The 21,354-nt window shown below is 71.5% G+C and carries 16 protein-coding genes; 9 read left to right on the top strand and 7 right to left on the bottom strand.

What is annotated here, in order from left to right; genetic code table 11:
* Positions 1–6 precede the first annotated feature (6 nt).
* The gene (locus ACQUQD_RS26800; protein ID WP_428954689.1) at positions 7–1,635 is read right to left on the bottom strand and encodes a serine/threonine-protein kinase; all 1,629 of its coding nucleotides are present in this window, start codon (positions 1,633–1,635) and stop codon (positions 7–9) included.
* 159 nt (positions 1,636–1,794) lie between these two features.
* Between ACQUQD_RS26800 and ACQUQD_RS26795 the strand changes: the two genes are divergently transcribed.
* A complete protein-coding gene (locus ACQUQD_RS26795; RefSeq protein ID WP_428954688.1) occupies positions 1,795–2,562 on the top strand; it encodes a hypothetical protein in 768 nt (255 codons plus the stop codon).
* Positions 2,563–2,624: 62 nt separating this feature from the next.
* A complete protein-coding gene (locus ACQUQD_RS26790; protein ID WP_428954687.1) occupies positions 2,625–3,977 on the top strand; it encodes an FAD-binding protein in 1,353 nt (450 codons plus the stop codon).
* An 11-nt stretch (positions 3,978–3,988) separates the two neighbouring features.
* Here the strand turns inward: ACQUQD_RS26790 and ACQUQD_RS26785 are convergent, their stop codons facing one another.
* A complete protein-coding gene (locus tag ACQUQD_RS26785; RefSeq protein ID WP_428954686.1) occupies positions 3,989–4,585 on the bottom strand; it encodes a biotin transporter BioY in 597 nt (198 codons plus the stop codon).
* Positions 4,586–4,879: 294 nt separating this feature from the next.
* On the opposite strand from ACQUQD_RS26785, the gene ACQUQD_RS26780 reads away from it, so the two are divergent.
* The 4 genes from ACQUQD_RS26780 to ACQUQD_RS26765 all read left to right on the top strand — a co-directional run bounded on the left by ACQUQD_RS26780 (position 4,880) and on the right by ACQUQD_RS26765 (position 9,048).
* Complete coding sequence (locus tag ACQUQD_RS26780; RefSeq protein WP_428954685.1) at positions 4,880–6,265, top strand: amino acid permease; 1,386 nt, start codon at positions 4,880–4,882, stop codon at positions 6,263–6,265.
* 157 nt (positions 6,266–6,422) lie between these two features.
* Positions 6,423–7,850: an amino acid permease gene (locus tag ACQUQD_RS26775; RefSeq protein ID WP_428954684.1), complete on the top strand. Its 1,428-nt coding sequence runs from the start codon at positions 6,423–6,425 to the stop codon at positions 7,848–7,850.
* A 182-nt stretch (positions 7,851–8,032) separates the two neighbouring features.
* On the top strand, positions 8,033–8,683 hold the full coding sequence (locus ACQUQD_RS26770) for a superoxide dismutase (protein WP_428954683.1): 651 nt from the start codon (positions 8,033–8,035) through the stop codon (positions 8,681–8,683).
* A gap of 140 nt (positions 8,684–8,823) precedes the next feature.
* Positions 8,824–9,048, top strand: a complete 225-nt coding sequence (locus ACQUQD_RS26765) for a hypothetical protein (protein WP_428954682.1) — start codon at positions 8,824–8,826, stop codon at positions 9,046–9,048.
* 16 nt (positions 9,049–9,064) lie between these two features.
* On the opposite strand, the gene ACQUQD_RS26760 is transcribed toward ACQUQD_RS26765, so the two are convergent.
* Positions 9,065–9,697, bottom strand: coding sequence for a DsbA family protein (locus ACQUQD_RS26760; RefSeq protein ID WP_428954681.1), 633 nt, complete (start codon positions 9,695–9,697; stop codon positions 9,065–9,067).
* 166 nt (positions 9,698–9,863) lie between these two features.
* Here ACQUQD_RS26760 and pepN point away from each other — a divergent pair, with 166 nt between their 5' ends.
* Positions 9,864–12,443, top strand: a complete 2,580-nt coding sequence (gene pepN / locus ACQUQD_RS26755) for an aminopeptidase N (protein WP_428954680.1) — start codon at positions 9,864–9,866, stop codon at positions 12,441–12,443.
* Between the two features lie 185 nt (positions 12,444–12,628).
* Positions 12,629–13,696, top strand: a complete 1,068-nt coding sequence (locus tag ACQUQD_RS26750) for a hypothetical protein (RefSeq protein ID WP_428954678.1) — start codon at positions 12,629–12,631, stop codon at positions 13,694–13,696.
* Positions 13,697–13,911: 215 nt separating this feature from the next.
* Here the strand turns inward: ACQUQD_RS26750 and ACQUQD_RS26745 are convergent, their stop codons facing one another.
* The gene (locus ACQUQD_RS26745; protein WP_428954677.1) at positions 13,912–15,672 is read right to left on the bottom strand and encodes a TIGR03767 family metallophosphoesterase; all 1,761 of its coding nucleotides are present in this window, start codon (positions 15,670–15,672) and stop codon (positions 13,912–13,914) included.
* 232 nt (positions 15,673–15,904) lie between these two features.
* Entirely contained in the window at positions 15,905–16,372 is a 468-nt protein-coding gene (locus tag ACQUQD_RS26740; RefSeq protein ID WP_428954676.1) for an NUDIX hydrolase, read from the bottom strand.
* A 315-nt stretch (positions 16,373–16,687) separates the two neighbouring features.
* Here ACQUQD_RS26740 and ACQUQD_RS26735 point away from each other — a divergent pair, with 315 nt between their 5' ends.
* Positions 16,688–20,020, top strand: a complete 3,333-nt coding sequence (locus ACQUQD_RS26735; RefSeq protein ID WP_428954675.1) for a S8 family serine peptidase — start codon at positions 16,688–16,690, stop codon at positions 20,018–20,020.
* Positions 20,021–20,077: 57 nt separating this feature from the next.
* On the opposite strand, the gene ACQUQD_RS26730 is transcribed toward ACQUQD_RS26735, so the two are convergent.
* Both ACQUQD_RS26730 and ACQUQD_RS26725 read right to left on the bottom strand, forming a co-directional pair.
* A complete protein-coding gene (locus tag ACQUQD_RS26730) occupies positions 20,078–20,794 on the bottom strand; it encodes a hypothetical protein (RefSeq protein ID WP_428954674.1) in 717 nt (238 codons plus the stop codon).
* A 1-nt stretch (position 20,795) separates the two neighbouring features.
* Positions 20,796–21,311, bottom strand: a complete 516-nt coding sequence (locus tag ACQUQD_RS26725; RefSeq protein ID WP_428954673.1) for a sigma-70 family RNA polymerase sigma factor — start codon at positions 21,309–21,311, stop codon at positions 20,796–20,798.
* Positions 21,312–21,354: the final 43 nt, after the last annotated feature.

The following is a 21,354-nucleotide window of genomic DNA, read 5'->3' as shown; positions in this document are numbered from 1 at the left end:
GGGCGGTCAGGCGCTGGAGGGACCGAGCACCGTGAAGGTCTTCTTGACCTGTTCGTACGTCGGGCGTGCCCGGCCCTCCGCCCGCGGCTGGTACCAGGTACCGATCTGGTAGGACCGCGAGCCCTGCTCGAAGCCGAGCAGTTCCGCGTGCCAGCGGTCGCCCTTGAGCGTGAACAGGTACTCCCAGACCACCGCGGGGCGGCCCCGGAAGGTCGTGCGGTTCAGGCGGATCTTCTCGTAGTCCTGGCCCTGGTGGGCGTCGACCTCCGCCTTCTGCCAGGTCGCCAGCAGGTCGTCCTTGGCCAGCGCCGACTGGGCCACCAGTTCCTGGGTGCCGTCCGGGGACGTGTAGTGCACCTCCGATGCCGTCTTCACGACCCGCTCCCAGCCCTTCGGCGGCACCCACGCGTACCCCGCCTCGCGGCGCGAGCCCGGCGGCAGGGACGGAGTGGCCGGCGGGCGCGAGGTGCCCTCGACCGTGGGCGGCCGGGACGTGGCCGTCGAGGAGCCGCCGGCCTGCGGTTCGCCGCCGGGCGAGCCGTCGCCCGGCAGGGTGAGGGCGAGGGCCGCGGCGACGCCCGCGGCCAGTACTCCCCCGGTGGTGAGAAGGACGACGCGGCGGCGCCCGGGCCGCCGTCCGGCCGGGGCGGGCGCGGCGGGCGGCCCCAGCAGGTCTCGCCCGCGGGGCGTCGCGGACTCCGTCCGGGCCTCGGACGGCGTCCTGGACGGGGCCGTCGGCGGACCGGCCGGGCGGCGCAGCCCTATGTCGAGCGTGGGGGTCCTGGGGCGCGGTGCCGGGGCGTGCTCCTCGGCCGGGGCCGCCGGAGCGAGGGCCTCCAGGACCGCGTCGAGATCGGGGCGGTCCTCCGGCTCCTTCGCCAGGAGCGCGGCCAATAGGGGGCGCAGCCGGCCCGCCTCGGGCGGGAGCTGCGGTTCCTCGTACAGGACGGCGTGCAGCGTCGCGAGGGTCGTGTCGCGGCTGAACGGCGAGCGGCCGCCGAGCGCCGCGCACAGCGTCGCCCCCAGGGACCAGAGGTCGGAGGGCGGGCCCTGCGGGCGGCCGGAGACCCGCTCGGGCGCCATGTAGTCGGGCGAGCCGACGAGCATGCCGACCATGGTCAGCGCCTCGGTGTCCTGGATCGCGGCGATACCGAAGTCGGTGAGCATGACCCGGCGCCGCCCCACCCGCTCGATCAGTACGTTGCCGGGCTTGATGTCGCGGTGCAGGACGCCGCCCGCGTGCACGGGGCGCAGCGCCTCGGCGAGGCCCCGGCCGATCTCCGTGACCGCGTCCAGGTCCAGCGGCCCGTCCTCGACGAGGACCTGCTCCAGGGAACGGCCGTCGACCAGTTCCATGACGATCCACAGGCGTTCGCCCTCGTCCACCACGTCGTACACGCGCACCACGTTGGGGTGGTCGATGCGGGCCGTCGCGCGGGCCTCGCGCAGGGTCCGCTCGCGGCGGGTGCGGGCGTCCTCGGGGTCGAGTCCGTCGATGCGCATCTCCTTGACGGCGACCGGGCGGTCGAGCATCTCGTCCACCGCACGCCACACACGCCCCATTCCCCCCTGGCCTATGTGTGCGTCCAACCGGTAGCGCGCCGCCACCACCAGTCCCCGGACGCCTCCGCTCATGTTTCCTTGCAATCCACTGCACCCCCGAAACACAAAAACGACACTTCGCGCCGTCCCAGCATAGTGCGGAGAAATCTTGTGGTACCTCTTCAAGTACTGCGAATTCAGGCGCAGTTGGAGAAACACCGGAAAGACCAGGAAAGACCTAGGGGGACGAACATGAGTTCAAGGCGTCAGGCCAAAATCGCCGCTTCACTCCTGACCGCGACGATCTCGACAGTAATGATCCTGCCCTTCACCGCTGTCGCGGACGACGGGCCTGGTCCGGGCAGCAGCGAGGGCGGCAAGGCCGTGGACGAGGCACCTGCGGGCGTCGAACTGACCACGGGTCTTTCCAAGAAGATCTCGGCCGACAACGCGACCGGGGAAACAAGCGGTCTCACCGCGAGCTTGAGCAACAAGGGCACCAAGGACAGCGGGCCGGTCAATCTCCTCGTCGTCGGTTTCGACGGAATGACGATCAAGGATGTGCCCGGCTGCTCGGCGGTCCCCGAGAACAAGTTGCCCAAGGGATCCAACAGCGCATTCAGCTGCGGGATCAAGAATGTCGCGGCCGGGAAATCGGTGTCGTACAAGGTCGCCGCGACCTTCGACACCGCGAAGACGGGGAAGATCTGCCTGCCGGTGCAGAGCGCGGACGGCAAGAAGACGTACTGGCAGCAGGGGCCCGTGCCGTTCGGCACGACCAGCCCCTCGCCGAACGCGCCGGTGACCCCGCTGCTGCTCGGCACGGAGAACAAGCCCGCGGCACCGGCCGGCGACAAGAGCGGCGACAAGGGCGGCGGCAAGGACACCGACCGGGAGACCCTGCCGTCGACCGGCCCCCGGGACGAGGTGCTGCCGCTCGGCGCGGCGGGCGCCGCGCTGCTCGCCGCCGGCGCGGCGGGCCTGTGGTGGACGTCCAGGAAGCCGTCCGAGGCCGGCTGAGAAAGGTACACGCCGGGAAAAGCTGACGGCACCTGTCAGGTTATGCGGGCACAGTACGCCGCATGACGACGCATGACCGTGACAGCGCCGCCGGCGCCTCCCCGCTCACGTTCCGGCCGGGCGAGCCCGGCTTCGACGACGAACTCGCCGGATTCCAGACCGGGTTCACCCAAAGGCCCGACGTGATCTTCGCGGCGGCCACCGCGGACGACGTGGTGGCCGCCGTGCGGTACGCGGCGGCCCGGCGGCTCCCGGTCGGGGTCCAGGCCACCGGCCACGGACTGCCGGGCGACGCGGAGGGAGGAGTCCTCATCAGTACGCGCCGGATGGCCGGGATCACCGTGGACCCGGCCGCCCGCACCGTCCGGGTCGGCGCGGGCGCCCGCTGGGGCGCCGTCGCCGAGGCGGCCGCCGAGCACGGCCTCGCCCCGCTCAACGGCTCCGCGCCGGGCGTGGGCGTCGTCGGCTACGTCCTCGGCGGCGGACTGGGCATCCTGGGAAGGGAGTTCGGCTGGACCGCCGACCACGTGCGGTCCGTCGACGTGGTGACCGCCGACGGCACGGCCCGCCACGTCACGGCCGAGAGCGACCCCGAGCTGCTGTGGGGCCTGCTCGGCGGCGGCGCGAACCTCGGCGCGGTGACCGCGCTGGAGGTGGACCTGGTGCCGGTGACCCGCCTGTACGGAGGGTCCCTCACCCACGACGGGCGGGTGACCGCCCCGGGCAACATCGTGCGCGCGTACGCGGACTGGGCGGCGACGGTCCCGCAGGCCCTCACCTCGTCGCTCGCCGCGCTCGTGTACCCGGACCTGCCGATGCTGCCGCCGCAGCTGCGCGGCCGGTACCTGGTCTCGGTGCGGGTCGCGTTCACGGGCTCCGCCGAGGAGGGCGAGCGGCTCGTGGCGCCGCTGCGCGCCGCGCTCGGTCCCGCCGTCACGGACACCCTGCGCGAGATGCCGTACGGCGAGAGCCACACGATCCACAGCGACCCGGACTTCCCGCACGCGTACTACGGGGACAGCGTGTTCCTGAGCGAGCTGGACGCCGAGGCCGTCACCGAGGTGTTCACCCGGTCCGGGCCCGCGGCCGACGCGATGCACGTCGTGCAGCTGAACCATCTGGGCGGCGCGCTGTCGCGGCCCGCGCCGAACGCCGTGCCGTACCGGGACGCGGGCTGGCTGGTGCGGATCCTGTCGCCGCTGGACGGCGGTTCACGAGGGGCCGCACGGGCGCACCACGCACGGGCGTTCGCGGCCGTCGCGCCCCGGGCCGTGGGCCGTTCGCTGAACTTCGCGTTCGGCGGCGGCGACCGCCCGGAGGGGCTGTACGACGCGGATACGCGAAAGAGGCTCGCCGGTCTGAAGGCCGCGTACGACCCGGCGAACCTCTTCCGGAGGAACTACAGCGTCCGCTGAGGACGGGCGCCCTACTTGTCGGCGAACTTCCAGGCGGTGGGCAGCGCGCCCATCGCCAGGGCCGCCTTGAGGGCGTCGCCGATCAGGAACGGGGTGAGGCCCGCGGCGATCGCCGCCGTCAGGCTCATGCCGGTGGAGAGCGCCAGGTACGGGACGCCGATCGCGTAGATGATCGCTTCGCCGAGCAGCATCGTGCCCGCGGTGCGCAGCGCCGAGCGGTCGCCGCCGCGGCGGGCCAGGGAGCCGACGACGGTCGCGGCGAGCAGCATGCCGAGCACGTAGCCGAACGACGGCATGGCGAAGCCGGAGCCGCCCTCGGCGAACCACGGCATGCCGGCCATGCCGGCGAGCGCGTACAGGGCGAGCGAGAGGAAGCCGCGGCGGGCGCCGAGCGCGGTGCCGACGAGGAGCGCGGCGAAGGTCTGCCCGGTGACCGGCACCGGCGAGCCCGGCACGGGGATCGCGATCTGCGCGGCGATGCCGGTGAGGGCGGCGCCGCCGAGGACCAGGGCCGCACTCTTCACAGCAACGGCGGACTTGGTGCGGGAGGCGGGGAGGAGGTCGGCCAGGACCTTGCCCGGACGGGCGGTGACAGCGGCGGTGCTCATGGGGACTCCGCGTTCTCGAGTACGGGCAAGTGGGGTCTCCCCTGCTCGAACGGAGCTGAGAGCCTGGGGAAGGGACTCCGTGACGCTATCCCAGGGGAGTTGAGCCGATCACGGTCGCCGGTCGACAAAGGGTGGAGGCGCCTGTTGGTGGGCTCCGTACAAAGGGGCGCGTGTACACCTCGCGCAAGGTGATGCTGGTCACTGGGAAGAGCCCGTTTTGCGTAGGACGGCGCCCGAACGGGAGACTGTAGGTTCCCGCCAATACCGCGCTAGTCCCCAGATCGGCTGAAGCACATGCACGACGACGCAACCCCCTCTTCAGCCGTCCCCGCCGAGCCCCTCGCCGGCGGGCTCAAGCAGCGCCATCTGACCATGCTCGGCCTCGGCGGTGTCATCGGCGCCGGACTGTTCGTCGGGTCGGGCGCGGGGATCGCGGTCGCGGGGCCCGGGATCGTCGTGTCGTACCTGATCGCGGGCGCGCTCGCGATGTGCGTGATGCGGATGCTCGGCGAGATGTCGGCGGCGATGCCCGCGTCCGGTTCGTTCTCGGTGCACGCGGAGCGGGCGCTCGGGCGCTGGGCCGGGTTCAGCGTGGGGTGGCTGTACTGGTTCCTGCTGGTGGTCGTGCTCGCCGTCGAGGCGACCGGCGCCGCGCAGATCGCCAACGGGTGGGTGCCGGGTGTCCCGCAGTGGGCGTGGGTGCTGCTGTTCATGGTGGTGTTCACCGCGACGAACCTGACGGCCGTGAAGAACTTCGGCGAGTTCGAGTTCTGGTTCGCGACGCTCAAGGTCGTCGCGATCATCGCGTTCCTGGTCCTCGGCACGCTGGCGGTCTTCGGGCTGCTGCCCGACACCGACCCGGTCGGCCTGACCCACCTCACCGGTGACGGCGGCTTCCTGCCCAACGGCTGGCAGGGGGTCGTCTCCGGGGTCCTCGCGGTCGTCTTCGCCTTCGGCGGCCTGGAGGTCGTCACCATCGCGGCGGCCGAGTCCGACGACCCGGTGCGTTCGGTGGCGCGGGCCGTGCGCAGCGCGGTGTTCCGGATCCTGTTCTTCTACGTCGGTTCGATGCTGGTCATCGTGACGGTGCTGCCCTGGACGGCGCAGCGGGCGGGCATCAGTCCGTACGTCACGGTCCTCGACTCGATCGGCGTCCCGTCGGCGGGCCAGATCATGAACATCGTGGTGTTCGTGGCGCTGCTGTCGGCGCTGAACGCCAACCTCTACGGCTCGTCCCGGATGGTCTTCTCGCTGGCCGAGCGCGGCGAGGCGCCGAAGGCTCTGCTGAAGGTGAGCGGCGGCGGGGTGCCGCGCAGGGCGGTGCTCGCGTCGGTGGCCTTCGGTTTCGTCTCCGTGCTGCTCAATCTGGAGTGGCCGGACACCGTCTTCCTCTACATGCTCAACTCGGTCGGCGCGGTGCTGCTGTTCGTGTGGGCGCTGATCGCGGCGTCGCAGCTGCGCCTGCGGCGGCGGATCGAGGCCGAGGCACCCGAGCGGCTCGTGCTGCGGATGTGGGCGTTCCCGTGGCTGACCTGGGCGACGCTCGCCGCGATGGCCGCGGTGTTCGGGCTGATGCTGACCGACGACACGGCGCGGCCGCAGCTGCTGTGGTCGACGGGGGCGACGGCGGCGGTGCTCCTGGTCGCGGGTGTGCGGGAAGTGCGCGCACGGCGTGCCTGATCCTTCACGGACCGTCGACACGCTCGTCGCGGGGTGTGAGCGTCGTGTCCGTATATCGGAAACGTATTCCCTGTAGGCGGGGTCGCCGCTCAGACTGTGGGCCGTTTTACGCGTTCCTTACGTTCCCCGCGTCTCAGCTACTGAACAGGGCAATTCCATGTCTCGGACGTCAGCGCAGTCAACCGCAGAGAGCGGGGACGCGCAGCCGGTGGAGCCGGCGGCCGATACGCCGTCGCTCGGCCACGGTCTCAAGCAGCGCCATCTGTCCATGATCGCGCTCGGCGGTGTGATCGGGGCCGGCCTCTTCGTCGGCTCCGGCACCGCCATCGCGGCCGCCGGACCGTCGATCATCCTCGCCTACGCGATATCGGGCGCCCTCGTGATGCTCGTGATGCGCATGCTGGGCGAGATGGCGGCCGCGTACCCGGCCTCCGGCTCGTTCTCCGTGCACTCCGAGCGGGCGATCGGCCCGTGGGCCGGGTTCACGGCGGGCTGGGCGTTCTGGTTCCTGCTGTGCGTGGCGGTGGGGCTGGAGGGGATCGGCGCCGCGGGCATCGTGCACGCGTGGGTGCCGGGCGTGCCCGAGTGGGCCTGGGTCGCGCTGTTCATGCTGCTGTTCACCGGCACGAACCTGGCGGCCGTGAAGAACTTCGGCGAGTTCGAGTTCTGGTTCGCGACGCTCAAGGTCGGCGCGATCGTGCTCTTCCTCGCCATCGGCGTGCTGGCGATCCTGGGCGTACTGCCCGATGTCGACGCGCCCGGCATGTCCAACCTCACCGGCCACGGCGGGTTCATGCCCAACGGCACGGAGGGGCTGATCGTCGGTCTGCTCGCGTCCGTCTTCGCGTACGGCGGCCTGGAGACCGTCACGATCGCCGCCGCCGAGTCCGAGCACCCGGTGCAGGGCGTCGCCAAGGCGGTCCGTACGGCGATGTGGCGCATCGCGCTGTTCTACGTCGGCTCGATGGCCGTCGTCGTGGTCCTGCTGCCGTGGACCGCGAAGGAGATCCCGACCAAGGGTCCGTACGTCGCGACCCTCGACCACCTCGGCATCCCGGCAGCCGGCCAGATCATGAACGTGGTCGTCCTGATCGCCCTGCTCTCGGCGATGAACGCCAACATCTACGGCGCCTCCCGCATGGCCGGTTCGCTGGTCGCCCGCGGCATGGGCCCGAAGGCGATCGGCAAGATCTCGAACGGGGTACCGCGCGTCGCCGTACTGCTGTCGGCGGTCTTCGGCTTCGTCTGCGTGCTGCTGAGCTACTGGCGTCCGGACGACGTCTTCGCCTGGCTGCTCAACACCATCGGCGCGATCATCCTCGTCGTCTGGTTCTTCATCGCCTTCTCGCAGCTGATCCTGCGCCGCAAGCTGGAGCGCGAGGCGCCCGAGAAGCTCGTCGTGAAGATGTGGGCGTACCCGTACCTGACGGTCCTGGCGCTCCTCGCGATGGTCGTCGTCTTCGTCCTGATGGCCCGGGAGCACGACACGCGCGTGCAGCTGTACTACACGGGCGGCCTGACGATCGTGCTCGCGGTCGTCGGATACGTCCGCCAGAAGATCGCGGAGTCGCGGGCGGCCGCGTAACACTCCCCCGCAACGCGAAGGACCCCCGGGCCGACCTGGCCCGGGGGTCCTTCGCGTGCGCGGCCGCGGCCTAGGTCGAAGGGCTGATCAACTCGGCCACCCTCCTGCTGTTAGCCTGCACTTGCACATTGATTGCAATAAGCTCGCATCAGCACCTTGCAGCAGCCGGAGGGCAGACGCACATGGCCATCTACACGCTCCCTGAACTTCCGTACGACTACGCGGCGCTCGAACCGGTCATCAACCCGCAGATCATCGAGCTGCACCACGACAAGCACCACGCGGCGTACGTGAAGGGCGCGAACGACACCCTGGAGCAGCTGGCGGAGGCGCGCGACAAGGAGTCGTGGGGCGCCATCAACGGCCTGGAGAAGAACCTGGCCTTCCACCTCTCCGGCCACATCCTGCACAGCATCTACTGGCACAACATGAACAGCCCCAAGGACGGTGGCGGCGGCGAGCCGCTGGCCGCGGACGGGGTCGGCGACCTCGCGGACGCGATCACCGAGTCCTTCGGCTCCTTCGCCAAGTTCAAGGCCCAGCTGACCAAGGCCTCCGCGACGACGCAGGGTTCGGGCTGGGGCGTCCTCGCCTACGAGCCGCTCAGCAACCGCCTCATCGTCGAGCAGGTCTACGACCACCAGGGCAACGTCGGTCAGGGCTCGACCCCGATCCTCGTCTTCGACGCCTGGGAGCACGCCTTCTACCTGCAGTACAAGAACCAGAAGGTCGACTTCATCGAGGCCATGTGGCAGGTCGTCAACTGGCAGGACGTCGCCAAGCGGTACGCCGCCGCGAAGGAGCGGGTGAACTCCCTGCTGCTCGCCCCCTGACGGGCCCGCACCCCATACGTCCCGCCTCGTGATCGTCTTCTCAACCTTCACGCCGGCGGGCGGCTGAAAACGACAGGCCCCGCGAGGACGTGACTCGCGGGGCCTGTCGGTATGCGGGGTTCCGGGGGACCTTGGTCCGCATGGTGAAAGCAGCGCAGATGGAGTGGTCGTGCCCCACGTGCGGCGGCGGGCCCCGGCCCTTCCGCCCTTTGAGGGCGAACGAAGAGGCCTTCCTGGAGTCGCAGGGGGTGAGCCCCGCGGACATCCACGCGACCTGGCGGTGCGCCACGGCCGGATGCCGGTCGATGCGCCAGCACCTCAGGACCTGGGAGGGCCGGCGTCTCCCCGCCGACATCGACGACTAGGGCCTGTCCGGCGGGGTCAGTCGAAGATCGGCCCCTGGGTCCGCGTCCGCTTGATCTCGTAGAAGCCCGGGACCGAGGCGACGAGCAGTGTGCCGTCCCAGAGCTTGGCGGCCTCCTCGCCCTTGGGGGCGGGGGTGACGACCGGGCCGAAGAAGGCGAGCTGCTCGCCGTCCGCGCCGGGGACCGCGATGACCGGCGTGCCGACGTCCTGGCCGACCTTGTCGATGCCCTCCTTGTGGGAGGCGCGCAGTTCGGGCTCGTACGTCGTGCCGTCCCAGTGGTCCATGAGGGAGGCAGGCAGGCCGACCTCCTCCAGGGCGCCGGCGACGGCCTCCTTCGTGGGGCCCTCACCACGGTTGTGGATACGGGTGCCGAGTGCCGTGTACAGGTCACCGAGCACCTCCGCGCCGTGCTCCTGCTCCGCGGCGATGACGACGCGCACCGGGCCCCAGGCCTTGGTCTCCAGCAGCTCGCGGTACTCGTCGGGCAGGTCGTCGAGCTTGTCCTCGTTCAGCACGGCAAGGCTCATCAGGTGCCAGCGGACCTTGATGTCGCGGACCTTCTCGACCTCCAGGACCCAGCGCGACGTCATCCAGGCCCAGGGGCAGAGCGGGTCGAACCAGAAGTCGACGGGGGTCTTCTCGGACATGTCTCTCCTCGCACATCACCGGGTGGTCTCGCCTGCGGCAACGCGACCCGCACCGCAGGCATTCCCGGATGTCCGGCGCGGGGGCGCGTGCGAGGATCGTAGGCGTTCGAACGGTCCCACAAGGACCTGGACAGGCCACATGAGAACGTCACGAAGGAGTGCCCCCGTGCCCGGAGAGAATCTGTCCCGCGACGAGGCCCGCGAGCGGGCGGGCCTGCTGTCCGTCGACGGGTACGAGGTCGCGCTGGATCTGCGGTCGGCGGTCGGCGAGAGCGGCGGCGCGGGCCCGCGCACCTTCCGCTCCGTGACGACGATCCGGTTCCGGGCGAACGAGCCGGGGGCGGCCACCTTCGTCGACCTGATCGCGCCGTCGGTGACGGCCGTCTCCCTGAACGGCGAGGACCTCGACCCGGCCGCCGTGTTCGACGGCAGCCGCATCCACCTGGAGAACCTCGCCGAGGACAACGAGCTCGTCGTCGACGCCCAGTGCGCGTACTCGCGTACGGGTGAGGGCATGCACCGGTTCGTCGACCCCGAGGACGGCGAGGTCTACCTCTACACGCAGTACGAGCCCGCCGACGCGCGGCGCGTCTTCGCCAACTTCGAGCAGCCGGACCTCAAGGCGCCGTACCGGTTCAGCGCGCAGGCCCCGGACGGATGGACGGTGTGGTCCAACGGCGTCGGTGAACTCGTCGACGGGGTCTGGCAGTTCGCGGAGACCAAGCCGATCTCGACGTACATCACCGCTGTCGTGGCCGGCCCCTACCACTACGTGACCGACTCCTACGAGCGCGTCCTGGAGGACGGCTCGAAGCTCGTCGTGCCGCTCGGCGCCATGTGCCGCAAGGGGCTCGCCCCGTACTTCGACACCGACGACATCTTCCTCGTCACCAAGCAGGGGCTCGACTTCTTCCACGAGCACTTCGACTACCCGTACCCCTTCGGGAAGTACGACCAGGCGTTCGTGCCCGAGTACAACCTCGGCGCCATGGAGAACCCGGGCATGGTCACCTTCCGCGAGGAGTTCATCTTCCGCGGGAAGGTCACGCAGGCCTCGTACGAGCGCCGGGCGAACGTGATCCTGCACGAGATGGCCCACATGTGGTTCGGCGACCTCGTCACCATGCAGTGGTGGGACGACCTGTGGCTGAAGGAGTCCTTCGCGGACTTCATGGGGTCGTTCTCGATGGTGGAGGCGACGCGGTTCACGAACGGGTGGATCACGTTCGCCAACAACCGCAAGTCGTGGGCGTACCGCGCCGACCAGCTGCCGAGCACCCACCCCGTCACGGCCGACATCCGTGACCTGGAGGACGCCAAGCTGAACTTCGACGGCATCACGTACGCGAAGGGCGCGAGCGTGCTCAAGCAGCTCGTCGCCTACGCCGGCCGGGACGCGTTCCTCGAAGGCGCGCGGCGGTACTTCAAGCGGCACGCGTACGGGAACACACGGCTCGGCGATCTGCTGTCGGTGCTGGAGGAGACCAGTGGCCGGGACATGGCGGCGTGGTCGCGTTCGTGGCTGCAGACCGCCGGGGTCAACTCGCTGACGCCGCAGCTCGTGCTGAACGGCGAGGGCCGGATCACGGAGCTCGCGGTGCTCCAGGAGGCCGCCGAGTCGCACCCCGAGCTGCGGCCGCACCGGGTCGCGGTCGGGCTGTACCGGCGGACGCCCGAGGGCGCGCTGGAGCGGTACGCGCGGGCCGAGACCGACGTCGACGGGCCGCGGACCGTGGTCGGCGAGCTGGCCGGGGCCGAGGCGCCGGAGCTGGTGCTCGTCAACGACGACGACCTCACGTACTGCAAGATCCGGTTCGACGAGAACTCGCTGGCGACGCTGCGCGAGCGGCTGGGCGAGATCTCCGACCCGCTCGCCCGCGCGCTGTGCTGGTCCGCGCTGTGGAGCATGACGCGCGACGCGCTGCTGCCGGCCCGCGACTTCGTGGACCTGGTGCTGCGGTTCGCGGGACGCGAGTCGGACATCGGGGTGCTGCAGATGCTGCACGCCTGGGCGCGGTCCGCGCTCGAGCACTACGCGGCGCCGCAGTGGCGCGAGGAGGGCGGGCGGCTGCTCGCCGAGGGCGCCCTGCGTGAGCTGCGGCTCGCCGGGCCGGGCAGCCAGCACCAGCTGACGTGGGCGCGGTTCTTCGCGGCCGTCGCGTCCGGCCCGGCCGATCTGCAGCTGCTGCAGGGCCTGTTGGCGGGCAGCGCGAAGATCGACGGTCTGGAGGTCGACCAGGAGCTGCGCTGGGCGTTCCTGGACACGCTCGCGGCGTACGGCGTCGCGGACGAGGCGGCGCTGGCCGCGGAGCTGGCGCGCGACGACACCGCGTCCGGCAAGCGGCACCAGGTGCGGTGCCTGGCGGCGCGCCCCTCAGAGGCCGTGAAGGCGCAGGCGTGGGCGCAGGTCGTGGAGTCCGACGTGCTGTCGAACGCGCTGGTGGAGGCGGTGATCGCCGGGTTCCAGCAGCCGTCGCGGCGGGACCTGACGGCGCCGTACGCCGAGAAGTACTTCGCGGCGATCGAGCGGGTGTGGGAGGAGCGGTCCATCCAGATCGGGATGGACGTGGTGCGGGGCCTGTTCCCGTCGCTGCAGGACTCCGCCGCGACGCTGGAGCGGACCGACGCGTGGCTGTCCGCGCACGAGGGGGCCGCGCCCGCGTTGCGGCGTCTGGTCCTGGAGGCCCGTGACGACCTGGCGCGGTCGCTGCGCGGCCAGGCCTGCGACGAGGCCGCCGCCCGGTAGCGCGGGACGGCCCGGCCCCCGGATCCGCGGTGTTACCGAACGCGGTCATCGGGGGCCGTAACCCCGGGCTCCGCCTGGCCTTTTCGGCAGTCGAACGTCTGGACTTTAGGGCGAGCTTGTCCGGTTTTGTCGACGGGACTGTAACAGGGGTTAGCGGGGGTGATCCGGGCGGGAATGCCCGGGTCATGAACCACAACACCCCCGCCCCCCTGTCCCCCCGCCCCCTGCGTCACCTCGTCGAGACCCAGCGGCGCGTGATGAGCGGCGCGCAGCTGAAGGCGCACGGGGTCACCACCTCCGCGGTGTCCGAGCAGTGCCGGCCCGGCGGGCCCTGGCAGCAGCTGCTGCCCGGGGTGTTCCTGCTCCACCCGGGGCCGCCGACCGGCGAGGAGCGGCTGCACGCGGTGCTGCTGTACGCCGGCCGGGTCCAGGACCGGCGCCGCCCGGCGGACGGCGTGCCCACGCAGCCCGCCGCCGGCGATCCGCACGGGGCGCCCGTCGTGCCGTACGCCGACGCGATGGTCACCGGCCTCGCGGCGCTGACGCTGCACGGGTTCACGTCCGCTCCCCCGCTGCTCTCGCTCGACCACATCGACGTCCTCGTGCCGCGCACCCGGCGCCTGCGGTCCACCGAGTTCGCCCGGCTGGTCCGCACGACGGGCATGCCGACTCCCCTGCGGGTGGCGGGAGTTCCGGTCGCGCCGGTGCCGCGGGCCGTCGCGGACGCGGTGGCGCAGCTCTCCGACGCGGGCACCGTGCGCCGGCTGCTGACCGAGGCCGTGCGCGGCGGCCACTGCGAACCGGCATCCGTCGTACGGGAGTTGACGCAGGCCCGGCTGCTCACCCGGCCGCATGTGGTGGACGCGGTGGACTCCCTGCTCGCGGAGGGGCGGGCCATCGCCGAGGACCGGCTGTTCGCCATGGTGCGCGAGCACGGCCTGCCGGACCCGCTGTGGAACGTGGACCTGCGGCTGCCGGGCGGCCCGCACCTCGGGGGCGTGGACGCGTACTGGCCCGACCAGGCCGTGGCCGTGGAGCTGGACACGCGGGCGCCGCGGCAGGACGAGGACGCGATGTGGAGCGAGTACGCCCGTAAGCGGGAGCACTTGGAGCGGCTCGGGATCACGGTCGTGCACATCACGCCGAAGAAGCTGCGCGAGTCACTGGAGCAGCAGGCCGCCGTGGTGCGGACCGCGCTGATGGCGTCCGGCGACCGCGATCCGGCGGCGTATGTCGTGGTGCTGCCCCGGTAGTGACGGACCGGGGCGGTTGCCCGGAGGGGAGTGAAGGGGCGGGACCCGGGCAGTGGGTCCCGTCCCTTCACGTGTTCCGGGGCGCTGCTCGGGGCAGAACTCGGCCGTTGCCGCCCCGGTCGGGTCGCCCGTCCAGTCGGCGTTGCAGTTGAGGACCGCCGGGACGGGTGGGACGGTTGCTCCGGGATGGGCCGGAGGGGCCGGAGGGGCGGGAATCAGCCTTTTCGCAGCACGAGTTCCGTGTTGCGGTCGCCCGGGGTGCCGGAGAGCGTGGCCCGGGAGCCGGGGGCGTTGAAGGACAGTTCGCGATAGAGGGCGGCGAGGCCTGTCTGGGTGAGGTCCGTGGTGTCCGTGCGGTGCGGGGCGGACGACTCGATGAGGGTGGTGAACAGGGAGAGCGTGCCGTCGTGGTTGTCGGCGATCTCGATGATGCGGGCCAGTTGCGGGAAGTCGACGTGGGAGGCGGTGGAGATCTCCCAGTAGCCGCCGGTGCCGTTCTCGCCGGCGTGCGGGGTGATGGCGTTCTTGTGGCTGTGGCCGTTGACCCAGGCCAGGACCGGGCGGTGGCGGGAGAGGAGGGCGGCGAGTTCCTTGCCGCCGTGGCGCCGCTCGCCGGGGTGGTGCGGGTCCTCGCGGAGGTTGCGCATCGTCTTGCTGGTGTGGTGCGAGAAGACGACGACGTGGTCGCCGCGCTGTGCGGCGTCCTTCAACTGACGCGTGAGCCAGGTGAGCTGGCTGGTACTGATCGACCCTTCGTAGTGGCCGCCGGGGTCGGTCGTGTCGAGGCTGATGCCGAGGACGTCGTCGGAGATCCGGAACGCGTAGTACTGGGTGACCGAGGCGAGGTTGGCCTGGGTGTAGCCGTGGCCGACGGGGCCGGGGCCCGTGTGGGCCGGGTCGAGGTGCGCCGCGAGGTACTCGGCGGGGGTGAACGGGGCGCGGGCCTCGTCCGGGGTGACCGCGCGCATGTGGCGGGCCTGGCTCTTGAGCAGTTCCTTGAACGCCGTGCCCTTGGGGTCGCCGCCCTGTTGGACGTTGTCCCAGATCGCCTTGCCGGCGGAGGTGGGCAGCTCCATCAGCTTGCGGCCGCCGACGGCGAACTCGGCGAAGAACGCGTCGCCGGGCGCGTAGCAGCCGCCGGGCAGGGCGTCGTGGTTGCCGACCGTGGAGTACCAGGGGAGGTTGAGGCCCGGGCTGCGCACGTCGGCGATCGCCGCTTCGAGGAAGCCGGGGATGCGCGGGAAGTGGTGCCGCTGTTTGTCGGCGTCGCGCAGGGCGGCGTCCGGGTGCCAGTAGAGCGGGAGGCCGCTGTTCTGGACCCCTTCGTAGTGGCGCGGGTCGCCGGTGTTGGGGCTGATGCGGCCGCCGCTCATGGCCTTGAGGAACCAGTCGAGTTCGGAGCGGGCGTTGTTGTCGGTGTTGTCGCCCGTCGTCATGACGAATTGCAGGGGGGACGCGGTGACGGGGGCGCCGCGCAGGGCGTTGACGCGTTCGACGAGGGCCACCGCTCCGGCGACGGAGAGCGCCTCCTGCGGGCGCCAGGCGCTGGCCGTCTGCGACCTCAGGTACTCGTAGCGCAGCGGGTGTTGTACGTCGACCAGGTGCAGGTCGGTGAACTGGACGAAGGCGGCGAGCGCGGTGCGGCGGGCCTCGCGTCCGGACCGGGGCGCCTTGAGGTCGGAGCGGACGACGCGCTGCCAGGCCGGGCCGTCGCCGAGGCGGCGGTAGCCCGGGCCGGCCGGGGCGGCGGCGACCGAGGCGAGGGTCGTGCCCCGGGTGTAGGGGGCGAGGGGGGCCGCGGGGGCGCCGCGGGAGGAGAGGGTGCGGGCCGGGGCGGGGCCCGCGGCGGCCGCGGAGCCGCCCGGGGCGAGGGCGTAGCCGAGTCCGGCGGTCAGGGTCACCGCGCCGGTCGCGGCCAGGAACGTACGGCGGTCGAGTTCTGCGGCGGCTTTGGTGACAGAGCGTATGCGCGACATGGCGCGGTCTCCCCGAGTGCGAACGCGTCGACAGTGACGGCGGGGTGGGCGGCACCGGGGTCCGGGCCGAACCTCCCGCTCGTACTGGATCGTTGGCATCGGGGATGGCCTGCGCGTTAACGGCGACGCAACGCGCAGCGCCGATCACGGTACGTGGATCACCGTGCGGCGGCGGGGAGCCGGGGGGCGGCCCGTCTTGTCATGCACGGGTGGGAACTCGCCCCCCTCGCTGTCACTCTGTGTTCACTTTCCGGGGAACGACGTGCCCGGCAGGCGGGCGCTCGCGCCAGAGCCGGAGTCCGACGTCGACGAGTTCGACCCGCGGCAGGCCGGGGACCGCGTCGAGGTCGTGCCAGGCCGCCATGTCCGTGGAGCCGTCCTGTTCGTGGCGCAGGGTGCCGCCGGTGACGGTGCCCTCGTAGACGAGGCGCAGGCCGTGGAAGTCGGCGACCGTGCCGAGCTTGCGGGGGTAGCGGCGCAGTACGGAGTGGACGCCGAGGAAGGTGACGGGGTCGACGCAGTAGCCGGTCTCCTCGTCCACTTCACGGATGACCGTGTCGTACGGGTCCTCGCCGTGGTCCATGCCGCCGCCGGGCAGGGTCCAGCGCTTGCTGCCGTCGCCCGCGACCCAGCGGGCGAGCAGGATCTGTCCGCCGCGCACGCACACGGCGTACGCCGCCACCCTCAGCTCTTTGTGCATCCCCCGACGCTAGAGGCATCCGGGCCGCCGCGCAGGGGATGTGACCGCGCGCCTTTACGGCACCTCGCGTACGGGCGGAACCACGGAGAGTTCAAGATCTCCACCGGGTCTTCAAAGAAGCGCGCGACTACGTCCGGATAGCGGGGGTTTTGCGCCGTGTGGCGTATGGCGGAAGTACGCCATGGCTTCAACCCGTCTCGGGCAACTCTCCCCAAACTGTGGTCACTTACGTAAAGCTGAGCGGTCATCCGGCACCGAATTCCGGAGCCCTTTCGAACAGCCCTCGTTGTCTCACCTTCACGTACAGGGATGCTGATGACCCCCGATCCCCAGCGCGCTCCGATATCCGGCGCGAGACGTGCGGCCCGGCTCGCGGCCGCCGCAGGCCTGGTGGCCGCGCTCACCGCGGCCGGGCCGATACCCATGGCCCTCGCCGCGGACTCCGACTCCGCCGCCGCTCCGACCGCAGACCCCGCCGTCAAGTCGGCCGGCGAAAAGCTCGGTTCGCACGACGCGGAGCTGCTCGCCGACGCCAAGGCCGACGGCAAGAAGAACGTGACCCTCATGGTCGCCACCGCCCCGGGCGCCACCGAGCAGGTGGCCGAGCAGCTCGACGCGGTCAAGGGCGGCTCCGTGGGCCGCACCTACGACAAGCTCGGCTATGTGCGGGCCACCCTGCCGACGGGCCGGGCCGAGGCCGCCATCGAGGCCGCCGCGAAGCTCGACTCCGTGCACGGCATCGACCTGCGCCAGGAGATCGAGCTCGACGACCCGACCCCGGCGGCCGACTCCGCCAAGGGCGCGTCCCGCAAGGCCACCGGGACGTACAGCGGGCCCGGGAAGAACACCCCCGCCAAGAACCCGTACAACCCGTCCTTCGAGACGGGCGCCGTCGACTTCGTGAAGGACAACCCGAAGGCGGACGGCCGCGGCGTCACCATCGGCATCCTCGACTCCGGTGTCGACCTGGGTCACCCGGCGCTGCAGAAGACCACGACCGGCGAGCGCAAGATCGTCGACTGGGTCACCGCGACCGACCCGATCGTGGACGGCGACGGCACGTGGCGGCCGATGGTCACCTCGGTGACCGGGCCCACGTTCACGTACAGCGGCCGTACCTGGAAGGCCGCTTCGGGCTCGTACGGCATCAGCGTCTTCTCGGAGGCGGCCACCGCGGGCGGCGACGCCAAGGGCGACGCGAACCGCGACGGCGACACCACCGACAAGTGGGGCGTCCTGTACGACGCCAAGGCCGGGACCGTCACGGTCGACCTGAACGACAACGGCGACTTCACCGACGACACCCCGATGAAGCCGTACAAGGACGGTTACCAGATCGGCTACTTCGGCAAGGACGACCCGTCCACCGATGTCGTCGAGCGGCAGCCGTTCGTCGTGGAGATCCGCAAGGACGTCCCCATGGACCCGTACGGCGGTGACTGGGTCGGCCAGAAGCGCGACTTCGTCAACATCGGCGTCATCGAGTCCGAGCACGGCACGCACGTCGCGGGCATCACCGCGGCCAACTCGCTGTTCGGCAACAAGAACATGAACGGTGCGGCGCCGGGCGCGAAGATCGTCTCCTCGCGCGCCTGCACCTGGTCGGGCGGCTGCACCAACGTGGCGCTCACCGAGGGCATGATCGACCTCGTCACCAAGCGCGGCGTGGACATCGTGAACATGTCGATCGGCGGTCTGCCCGCGCTGAACGACGGCAACAACGCCCGCTCCGAGCTGTACACGCGCCTCATCGACCAGTACGGCGTGCAGCTCGTGATCTCGGCCGGCAACTCCGGCCCCGGCGCGAACACCATCGGCGACCCGGGCCTGGCGGACAAGGTCATCTCCGTCGGCGCCTCGATCTCCAAGGACACCTGGGCCGCCAACTACGGCTCCAAGGTGGAGAAGTCGTACGCGATGATGCCGTTCTCGTCGCGCGGCCCGCGCGAGGACGGCGGCTTCACGCCGACCATCACCGCGCCCGGTGCGGCGATCAACACCACCCAGACCTGGCTGCCCGGTTCGCCGGTCGCCGAGGCGGGCTACTCGCTGCCGGCCGGCTACTCCATGCTGCAGGGCACCTCGATGGCGTCGCCGCAGGCCGCCGGTGCCTCCGCGCTGCTGCTGTCGGCCGCCAAGCGTGAGCGCATCGACCTGACCCCGGCGGCGCTGCGCACCGCGCTCACCTCGACCGCGGACCACATCTCGGGCGAGCAGGCGTACGCCGAGGGCTCCGGCCTCATCGACATCGAGGACGCGTGGGACGCGATCGAGGACGGGGCGAGCGCGCACACGTACACCGTGAAGGCACCCGTCGACACCGCGATCGACTACGCGCTCAAGACGCCGGGCTTCGGCACCGGCATCTACGACCGCGAGGGCGGCCTGAAGGCCGGCCAGCGCAAGACGTACGACGTGACCATCACCCGCACCTCCGGGTCCGCGAAGCCGGTGCTGCACAAGCTGTCGCTGAAGAACAACTCCGGTGACACGTTCCGCATCGCCGGGTCGAGCAGCGTCTGGCTGCCGCTGAACAAGGCCGTCACCGTGCAGGTGCAGGCCAGGCCGGAATCGGCCGGGCTGCGCAGCGCCATCCTGCGGGTGGACGACCCGCGGACCGAGGGCGTCGACCAGCAGGTCCTGGCGACCGTCGTCGTCTCGAAGCCGCTGGCCAAGCCGTCGTACACGTTCAGCGACAAGGGTTCGGTGCAGCGCAACAGCACCAAGTCGTACTTCCTGACGGTGCCCGAGGGCGCCAAGGCGCTGCAGGTGCGGATGAGCGGGCTCAAGGACACGAGCCAGACCCGCTTCATCTCCATCCACCCGTACGGCGTCCCGGTCGACGACACGTCGACGCCGAGCTGCTACCCGAACTACAACAACCCGGCCAACACCTGCCGCCCGGACCTGCGTTCGTACGCGGACCCGCAGGCCGGTGTCTGGGAGATCGAGGTCGAGTCGCGCCGTACGTCGCCGCTGCTCGACAACCCGTACACGCTGGACGCCTCGGTGCTCGGCGCGTCCTTCGACCCGGCCGTGCAGACGCTGCCCGAGGCGAAGGTCGGCACGCCGGCCGCCGTCGACTGGAAGGTGACGAACGACTTCGCCGCCATCTCCGGCGGGAAGCTGCAGGGCGGTCCGCTCGGCTCGTCGAAGTCGGCGCGGCCCACCATCGCGGACGGCGCGACGCAGACGTCGACGGTCGAGGTGCCCGCGGGCGCCGAGAAGCTCGACGTGTCCATCGGCAACGTCTCCGACCAGGCCGCCGACCTCGACCTGACGGTCTACGACAAGGACGGCAACGTCGTCGGGACGTCGGCCGACGGTGACTCGGAGGAGGCCGTGAGCATCGCGAAGCCGGCCGCCGGTACGTACACGGTGGAGGTCGCCGGGTACTCGGTGCCGTCCGGTTCGACCGCGTACGACTACGTCGACGTCTTCTTCTCGCCGTCGCTCGGCACGGTGAAGGTCGACGAGTCGACGTCCGTGTCGCTGGCCAACGGGGCGTCCACGGACGTCGCCGCCGAGGTCACGGCCGCGGCCGCCGCGCCGGAGGGCCGGGAGTTCTTCGGCCAGGTGCGGCTGCTCAACGAGCGCGGTGTCGCCGCGGGCGTCGGCAGCGTGAAGATCGAGAAGGTCACGCCGTAACGGCATGACCTGAGCGGAGAGGGGCGGTCGCCGGTGGCGGCCGCCCCTTTCCGTGTCTCAGGTGCCCGGGCCCGGCGCCCGGTCGCAGTGGAGGGCGCGGGAGCCCGGCAGGGCCTTCAGCACCATCGTGCGCAGGCGCTCGCGGTCCTTGCCCAGGGACCAGTTGTCGGGCTGCCGGCCGCCCAGGGGGATGGTGATCAGCGGCCGGTCGCCCGGTTTCAGGCGGGGGTCCACGTCGTGGTCCATCGGGAACGTGAGGGTCTTCGCGGCCCCCGACTCCGGCTTGACGGACCGGGTGACGCGGAGCGTGATCCGGTCCTGGCCGGTGCCCGGGATCTGCTCCACCTTCACCACCGTGCCCTCGGCGATGACCCGGGAGCAGGCCACGAAGCCCTCCGGGGACATGTCGGCGTTCGCGCCGCCCGCCGACTTGCCGCTGTCGGCGGCCGACTTGTCCGACGCGCCGCTCGTCTGGTTCATGGTGCCGCTCTGTGCGAGGAGCCACACCAGCCCGGTCGCCACCGACAGACCGCAGGCCGCGACGAGCCCGCCGGCCGCGAGGCGCAGCGCCCGGCGGCGGCGGACCGGCGGGGCGGGCACGGCGGCCCGCTTCGGGGCCTCTCGGGCCGCGAGCGCGTCGCCCAGGCCGCGGACCTGGTCCCGCAGCAGCGCGACGTCCGCCGCGACGGCCGCGGCGTCGGGGTCGTCGTCGGGCAGCGGTTCCCCGCTCACGGCCAGCAGGAGGAGCTGGTCCTCCCGTGCGCTGTTCTCCACGTCACACCACCTCCTGTTCGTGCAGGCAGGCCCGCAGCAGGCGGACCGCCGTGTGCAGCCGGCTCTTGACGGTGCCCTCGGGCACCCCGAGCTCGGCCGCGATGTCCCGGACCGGCAGATCGGCGTAGAAGCGCAGCACGACCACCTGCCGCTGCTGGTCCGGGAGCGCGTCGAGGCCCTGGGCGACCGCGAGCGAGAGGACGCGGGTGTCGGCGGCGTCCCGGGAGTCCTCCTGGCGCAGCGAGGCGAGCCGCTCCCCCAGGCGTTCCTGGCGGCGGCGGGCCCGGTGCCAGTCCATGGCGAGGTTCGAGGCGACGACCGCCGCCCACGCCGAGACGTCGCGCGGCGCCTCCTGCCCCTTCGCGGCCCGCTCCAGGAGCCGCAGCCGCACCTGCTGGACGCCGTCCGGCAGATCGGCGTACGGGACCCCGCCCAGCGACAGGACCGCCCGCACCCGGTCCTCGACGGCGGCGTCCAGGGGGTCGTCCGGCCGACCCCCGGGTTTTCTGCGCAGCACTGCCCCTCCCCTCCCCGCGTGTGGCCTACGACGCGGCAGGCAC

Origin of the sequence: Streptomyces sp. cg35, from assembly GCF_050410835.1 — a bacterium.
Lineage (GTDB): Bacteria > Actinomycetota > Actinomycetes > Streptomycetales > Streptomycetaceae > Streptomyces.
This window is presented reverse-complemented; position numbering and strand designations above follow the sequence as displayed.